This is a genomic window from Pseudoflavonifractor phocaeensis (assembly GCF_016901955.1).
GTDB classification, from domain to species: domain Bacteria; phylum Bacillota; class Clostridia; order Oscillospirales; family Oscillospiraceae; genus Flavonifractor; species Flavonifractor phocaeensis_A.
Genome location: NZ_JACJLC010000123.1, coordinates 1 through 6,066, shown reverse-complemented (window position 1 = coordinate 6,066; position 6,066 = coordinate 1). Strand labels below are relative to the sequence as shown.

The window sequence follows — 6,066 nt, the reverse complement described above, 5'->3', positions numbered from 1 at the left end:
GAGCAGTAACAGAGCCGTATACTCTGAGAGGGGTACGTACGGTTCCCGGAGAGGGTGGCGCAAACCTACCACAGCAATGTGACAAGGCGGTGCTTCCCTACTCCACCATATTATTTGGAGTTCGGTCAACCTGGACTGTGACCGGAAGTTCCGCAACTTTTGGGGCAGCACAAAAGCCGTCCGGCATTTGAGCGATACCCTCTGCATTGAGAACGGGCTGTCCATTGTCGAAAACCCAAAGCCCCACGGAAAAAGCTACGACCAATGGCTGGGGGATCAGGCGAAGCCATCCCATCGGGAATCGCTCCGTGCTGCCATTGACAACGCCCTGGCACAAAAGCCCACTGACCTGGACGAGCTGCTGAAGCTGCTCCGGGAATCCGGCTGCGAAGTATCCAAGCGCGGAAAATCCTACCGATTGAAGCTCCCCGGCTGGGGAAAAGTGGCCCGGCTGGACAGCCTGGGCGAAGGCTACACCCAGAAGGACCTGCTGGCCGTTCTTGCCGGTCATAAGCAGCACATCCCACGCAAAAAAATCATCATACAGCCGGAGCCGCCCAAGGTCAATCTGCTGGTGGACATCCAGGCAAAGCTCCGGGCCGGAAAAGGTGCCGGGTATGCGCGGTGGGCCAAGATTTTCAATCTGAAACAGATGGCGCAGACCGTGAATTATCTCACCGAGCATAACCTGCTGGAGTATGCGGTGCTGGAGGAAAAGGCGGCGACGGCCACGGCCCACCACAATGAGCTGTCTGCCAAAATCAAGGCAGCGGAGAAACGCATGGCGGAGATCGCTGTCCTGCGGACCCATATCATCAACTATGCCAAGACCCGCGACACCTATGTGGGCTACCGGAAGGCCGGTTACTCCAAGAAATTCCGTGAGGAACATGAGGAAGAACTCCTGCTCCATCAGGCGGCCAAAAATGCCTTTGACGATATGGGGGTCAAGAAGCTCCCCAAGGTCAAAGCGCTGCAAGCCGAGTATGCCAAGCTCCTGGAGGAAAAGAAAAAAAGTTACGCCGACTACCGGCGCTCCCGTGAGGAAATGCGGGAGCTGCTGGCGGCAAAGGCCAATGTGGATCGGCTCTTAAAAATGGAGGCGGAACATGATGCCGAAAAAGAAAAAGACCACGACCAGCGGTGAGCTGGTCATGGTCAAAAGCGTCCATCGGACGCGCAGCCGCAGAATGAAATTCTGCGTTCATGGGGGCTTGGGGGATACCCTCAACAAGCAGCGCCGGAAGCCGAATGGCTATCCAGGGGCATTGCTTGCCACTTTTGTTCGCAAACAATATCCGTATCCTTTACACGATGATTTACTTTTATTATCATAGTCGTAATAAGTATATAAACTACTTACATATAAGCACCTAAAATATGAAAGGGCTGATAAAATGATGACCTTTGAAAAGGTTTTAGAAGTATTCAACGATTACCTAAATAAAGATAGTGTTTTGGAGGTGGTGAACACTAAGCGAGGATACACCGTTATGATTTGGGATGAAAAAGATGAGCAATGGTTTGGTGTGGAACATTGCAAAGCCCCCGAGCTTTTACGGGATGCCTTACTTGATGGCTATCGTGATTTTTTAGAGCAACAACTTACTCATAACCGCAGGAGTTTAACCGAAACAGAAATCTTAGATATTCAAAACCGATGTGAACAGCTTTATGATTTGTGTGGAGAATAAAAAAATAACCTAAAAAGTGCGATAGCCTGTGTAGGTGTCGCACTTTTTTCAGTTGGCTTGGCTTACGAAAACAGCGTTAATTATTCCGCAGTTTCTCTTGCCTTTTTCAAGCCTTGAGCCGTAGCTTCCATCACGATAAGCTCCTTTTCTTCCATATCATTCAACAGTACATCAACTTGTTTGCGGCGATTGTTGTCGCCATCTTCATTGCATGGAAAAAAGAACTGGTCTACAGAGATGTCAAGCAAGGTAGTAATGAGATAAAATTTGTTAAGCCTTGGGTGCTGCCCCCTGTTCTCTATATACATAATAGAGCGTGGCGTAAGGTCTACCAGTTGGGCAAGATATTCCTGTGTCCACCCTTTTGCTTCCCGAGCTTTTTTTATCGCTATACCTAACGGCTTAAAATCAAGTTTTCTTTCATCTTGGTACATTTTAATATCATCCTATATCATTGTACATTTCGGGTGATGATATTTGAACGAAGTATGATTTTATGTTTAGTAGTGTATAATTTCGTATTAGTGGAGAGAAACTTGCTATTATTCGTCATTCCGTATATAATAATTATATACTCTTTGCGAAAGGAAGTTGATATTATGAATTACATTTCTGTGAAAGCCGCTTCTGAAAAATGGGGCATATCGGAAAGACGGATACAAAAATTATGTGAGGAAAATCGCATTGACGGAACTGAAAAATTTGGTCGTGCATGGATGATACCAAAAGATGCAGAAAAACCCGTTGATGGACGTATGAAAACAAGGAACAAACAGGAGGAGAATCATGGAATTTAATGAAAAGCTACAACAGCTTAGGACTGGAAAGAACTTAACGCAGGAACAACTTGCGGAGCAATTATATGTATCAAGAACAGCCATTTCAAAATGGGAAAGCGGCAAGGGTTACCCTAACATTGAGTCGCTCAAGTGTATTTCTAAATTCTTTTCTGTGACCATAGATGAACTGCTATCGGGCGAAGAACTGATTACACTTGCCGAAACTGAAAATCGTTCCAACTTGAAAAAAATTTACAGTTTCATTTATGGAATATTAGATATGATGGCGGTTACTTTTATACTTTTGCCGTTGTATGGTAACCTTGTTGACGGATATACTTATTCTGTCAATCTACTTTCATTTACAGACACTACCCCAATATATCTTGCAATCTATTGGATTGTTTTTATTGTTTTGATTGCACTTGGGATAGCGAAACTGATGTGTGTTTGTTTTGAAAAGGAATCATGGAGCAACATAATCACAAAATGCTCTCTCGTGCTGAGTACGCTTTTTATCTGCTTCTTCGCTGCGGCAAGACAACCCTATGTAACCGCCCTTATGTTTCTGCTATTTGTTGCTAAAATATTTGTCTGGATAAAGCAAACCCAAACAAAGTAAAATGCCATAAACCCTTTAAAATAGGCTCTGACACGATAAGTGTCGGAGCTTTTTTCGTGCTGACATCTATTGTGTCGGCATTGTGACGGTAGATTTCTTGGCTTCTATGCAATACTCGTGGATAATAAGATTGTGGTCAGCGAAAACAAGAACAGCAACCCACGGAAAGGAGAATCAAATATGGATTATATCATTGAAACAGAAAATCTTACGAAGCGATACGGAACAGCCACCGTTGTCGATAAGGTAAATCTTCATGTGCCAAAGGGCAAAATTTATGGTTTGCTCGGCAGAAACGGAGCAGGCAAAACCACAGCAATGAAAATGATGTTGCAGCTTGCTTTCCCAACGGAGGGAACGGTACGCTTGTTTGGCACAAACTATAAGGAAAATATCCATACCCTTTATAGCAAAGTAGGCTCTATTATCGAAACACCGGGATTTTACAGTAATTTAACAGGGTATGAGAATTTGCAAATTCTCGCTAAACTGCGAGGGGGAGTATCTAAAAGTGGAGTAGAAAAAGCTCTTGAAGTTGTGGGGCTGCATAAGGAGAAAAGAAAAGTCTTTTCCGATTATTCCCTCGGAATGAAGCAACGGCTTGGTATTGCCGCCGCCATTATGCACGAGCCGGAGCTTTTAATACTTGACGAACCGATTAACGGACTTGACCCCATTGGAATAGTTGAAATACGCTCATTTTTATCTGAACTTAGTCACAATCATGGCATTACCATTTTTATCTCAAGCCATGTTTTAAGCGAGATTGAACAGATAGCAGATATTATCGGCGTTATGCACGAGGGGCATTTAGTAGAGGAAGTGAATATATCCGAGCTTCACAAAAGGAATCGAAAATACATTCAATTTGATTTATCTGACAGTGAGATAGCCGGAAAGATTTTAGAAAACCACTACCACATGACGGATTTTACAGTGCAGGACGGTACGGTGAGAATTTATGACTTTAGCCAAAGTGTTGGAGAAATCAATCGAGAATTTGCACGAAATGGACTGCTCGTGACAAGGATAAATGATAGTGAGGAAAACTTAGAGGACTACTTTTCTAAACTGATTGGAGGTGGCGGTATTGCTTAATCTTATTTCTTGTGAATTATTAAAACTAAAGCGTTCAAAAATGGTGCTAATTAGTGTGGCAGGGGTATTATCTACCCCACTTTTGATGTTAATAGAAGCCTTGCAAACACATTTTGATAAGCCGGAGATTATCTTTACCTTGTCTGACATATACAGCGACAGTGTACTGTATATCATGCTGCTGGTAAACATTATGATATATGTGGCAATTGCAGCTTACTTGTTTAGCAGAGAGTACACAGAAAGCACCCTCAAAACCATATTGCCCATACCCATTTCAAGGACAAAACTATTAATTGGAAAATTTTGCACCCTGCTTCTTTGGATTGTTATGCTAACCCTTGTAACATGGGCAGGTATATTTATCGTTTGTGGGCTATATGACGCTGTCTTTACATTGGAGGGATATAGCTTACTAGTGGCAATAGTATGGCTCCCCAAGTTTTTGTTTGGCAGTATCCTGATGTTTTTAACAGTTTCTCCTTTTGTGTTTGTTGCTATGAAAACAAAAGGATTTGTCGCCCCGATGATTGGCTCTGCCGTGATTGTCATGGGAAGTGCCGCACTTTCAAATCAAGAATGGGGAGCGTTGTATCCGTGGACAGCCACCTATTTCTTGGTGCAGGGTAAACTTCAGAGTACCGGCTATCCTACACTGCTGTCTGTATCTATTATTATTCTTGTATCAGCAGTTGGTTTTCTTATGACCTTTCATCATTTTAAAAAGGAGGATTTGAAATAATGGTACTTGATTTTATAGAAATTTTAAAAGTTATTTTTCTTGGAATTGTTGAGGGTATTACTGAGTGGCTACCTATCAGCAGCACAGGACATATGATTCTTGTGGACGAATTTATCACACTTAATATGAGCGAAGCATTTAAAGAAATGTTTTTTGTTGTTATTCAACTTGGAGCTATACTCGCAGTGGTTGTAATGTTTTGGAACAAGATGTTTCCCTTTCAATTTAAGAACAAAGCACAGTCAATTGTTAAAAAGGATACTTTCTCGTTGTGGTTCAAGGTTGCGGTAGCTTGTGTACCGTCAGCTATTATGGGGATTCTATTTGATGATTATTTGGATGCTTACCTCCAAACCCCCATTGTGATTTCAATCATGTTAATCTTTTATGGTTTGTTATTCATTCTCATAGAAAATTGGAATAAAAAGCGTACTCCTACTACTATGGCACTTTCTGACATCAGCTATAAAACAGCAATCTTGATAGGGGCATTTCAAGTGTTATCACTTATACCCGGCACATCACGGTCGGGAGCAACGATTATAGGTGCTTTACTCATAGGAGTTTCACGAGTGGCAGCAGCAGAGTTTACTTTTTTCCTCGCAGTACCTACTATGCTTGGAGCAAGTGCTTTTAAGCTGTTAAAATTCGGGTTTGAATTTACAAGTGCAGAACTGCTCGCTCTTGTTCTCGGTATGGCTGTGGCATTTGCGGTATCTGTCTTAGTAATTAAATTCCTAATGAACTTTATCAAAAAACATGATTTTAAGGTGTTTGGTTGGTATCGAATTGTGCTTGGTATACTTGTTGTACTTATAAAATCTTAATAATGCGTTTTCTTTGTGCGCGAATAAAAATGCCAGTTGGTCCTTAAGATCAGCTGGCATTTTTGTTTCTGGGGATGGAAAACAACCCAGAGATTCTCGTTGTCGATCTCCTCCTGATTTTAGTTTGCATGGTGAATTTTGCAAATTGAATCTACAGGAGGTTAATAATGGGATTTAATTATGGATATGAGAAAAATGCATACGCCGCTCCAAAAGTGCAGCTTGACCGCAGATGATGGTGCATCACCACCGCTGGAATGGTGCACTGCTTCCGCGGAAATGGTGCATGGCGGCCGCGGGCGTG

The 6,066-nt window shown here is 42.6% G+C and carries 8 protein-coding genes and 1 pseudogene; 8 read left to right on the top strand and 1 reads right to left on the bottom strand.

The window, feature by feature from the left end; translation table 11 throughout:
• Nucleotides 1–103: 103 nt before the first annotated feature.
• From H6B51_RS15940 to H6B51_RS15930, 3 genes and pseudogenes are all read left to right on the top strand, one after another.
• Nucleotides 104–1,147: pseudogene (locus tag H6B51_RS15940) on the top strand (relaxase family protein); the annotation flags it as partial.
• On the top strand, nucleotides 1,110–1,337 hold the full coding sequence (locus tag H6B51_RS15935) for a hypothetical protein (protein WP_204884592.1): 228 nt from the start codon (nucleotides 1,110–1,112) through the stop codon (nucleotides 1,335–1,337). The pseudogene H6B51_RS15940 and the gene H6B51_RS15935, both read left to right, overlap by 38 nt.
• Nucleotides 1,338–1,397: 60 nt before the next feature.
• Nucleotides 1,398–1,694, top strand: a complete 297-nt coding sequence (locus H6B51_RS15930) for a hypothetical protein (RefSeq protein WP_002576327.1) — start codon at nucleotides 1,398–1,400, stop codon at nucleotides 1,692–1,694.
• Between the two features lie 80 nt (nucleotides 1,695–1,774).
• Here the strand turns inward: H6B51_RS15930 and H6B51_RS15925 are convergent, their stop codons facing one another.
• The gene (locus H6B51_RS15925; RefSeq protein ID WP_425330774.1) at nucleotides 1,775–2,134 is read right to left on the bottom strand and encodes a helix-turn-helix domain-containing protein; all 360 of its coding nucleotides are present in this window, start codon (nucleotides 2,132–2,134) and stop codon (nucleotides 1,775–1,777) included.
• Between the two features lie 159 nt (nucleotides 2,135–2,293).
• Between H6B51_RS15925 and H6B51_RS18370 the strand changes: the two genes are divergently transcribed.
• The 5 genes from H6B51_RS18370 to bcrD all read left to right on the top strand — a co-directional run bounded on the left by H6B51_RS18370 (nucleotide 2,294) and on the right by bcrD (nucleotide 5,762).
• Nucleotides 2,294–2,491, top strand: a complete 198-nt coding sequence (locus H6B51_RS18370) for a helix-turn-helix domain-containing protein (protein ID WP_009246557.1) — start codon at nucleotides 2,294–2,296, stop codon at nucleotides 2,489–2,491.
• Nucleotides 2,481–3,095, top strand: coding sequence for a bacitracin resistance transcriptional activator BcrR (gene bcrR, locus H6B51_RS15915; RefSeq protein WP_204740159.1), 615 nt, complete (start codon nucleotides 2,481–2,483; stop codon nucleotides 3,093–3,095). The genes H6B51_RS18370 and bcrR overlap by 11 nt, the downstream gene beginning before the upstream one ends.
• 180 nt (nucleotides 3,096–3,275) lie before the next feature.
• Nucleotides 3,276–4,193 (top strand): bacitracin ABC transporter ATP-binding protein BcrA, encoded by a 918-nt coding sequence (bcrA, locus tag H6B51_RS15910; RefSeq protein WP_002576324.1) that lies wholly within the window; start codon nucleotides 3,276–3,278, stop codon nucleotides 4,191–4,193.
• A complete protein-coding gene (locus tag H6B51_RS15905) occupies nucleotides 4,186–4,935 on the top strand; it encodes an ABC transporter permease (RefSeq protein ID WP_002576323.1) in 750 nt (249 codons plus the stop codon). The genes bcrA and H6B51_RS15905 overlap by 8 nt, the downstream gene beginning before the upstream one ends.
• Nucleotides 4,935–5,762: a bacitracin resistance undecaprenyl-diphosphatase BcrD gene (gene bcrD / locus H6B51_RS15900; protein WP_002576322.1), complete on the top strand. Its 828-nt coding sequence runs from the start codon at nucleotides 4,935–4,937 to the stop codon at nucleotides 5,760–5,762. Before H6B51_RS15905 ends, bcrD begins: the two co-directional genes overlap by 1 nt.
• Nucleotides 5,763–6,066: the final 304 nt, after the last annotated feature.

Coding starts and splice junctions, on each gene's coding strand:
- H6B51_RS15930 (WP_002576327.1), top strand. CDS start 1,398: ATGATGACCTTTGAAAAGGTTTTAGAAGTATTCAACGATTACCTAAAT.
- bcrA (WP_002576324.1), top strand. CDS start 3,276: ATGGATTATATCATTGAAACAGAAAATCTTACGAAGCGATACGGAACA.
- bcrR (WP_204740159.1), top strand. CDS start 2,481: ATGGAATTTAATGAAAAGCTACAACAGCTTAGGACTGGAAAGAACTTA.
- bcrD (WP_002576322.1), top strand. CDS start 4,935: ATGGTACTTGATTTTATAGAAATTTTAAAAGTTATTTTTCTTGGAATT.
- H6B51_RS18370 (WP_009246557.1), top strand. CDS start 2,294: ATGAATTACATTTCTGTGAAAGCCGCTTCTGAAAAATGGGGCATATCG.
- H6B51_RS15935 (WP_204884592.1), top strand. CDS start 1,110: ATGATGCCGAAAAAGAAAAAGACCACGACCAGCGGTGAGCTGGTCATG.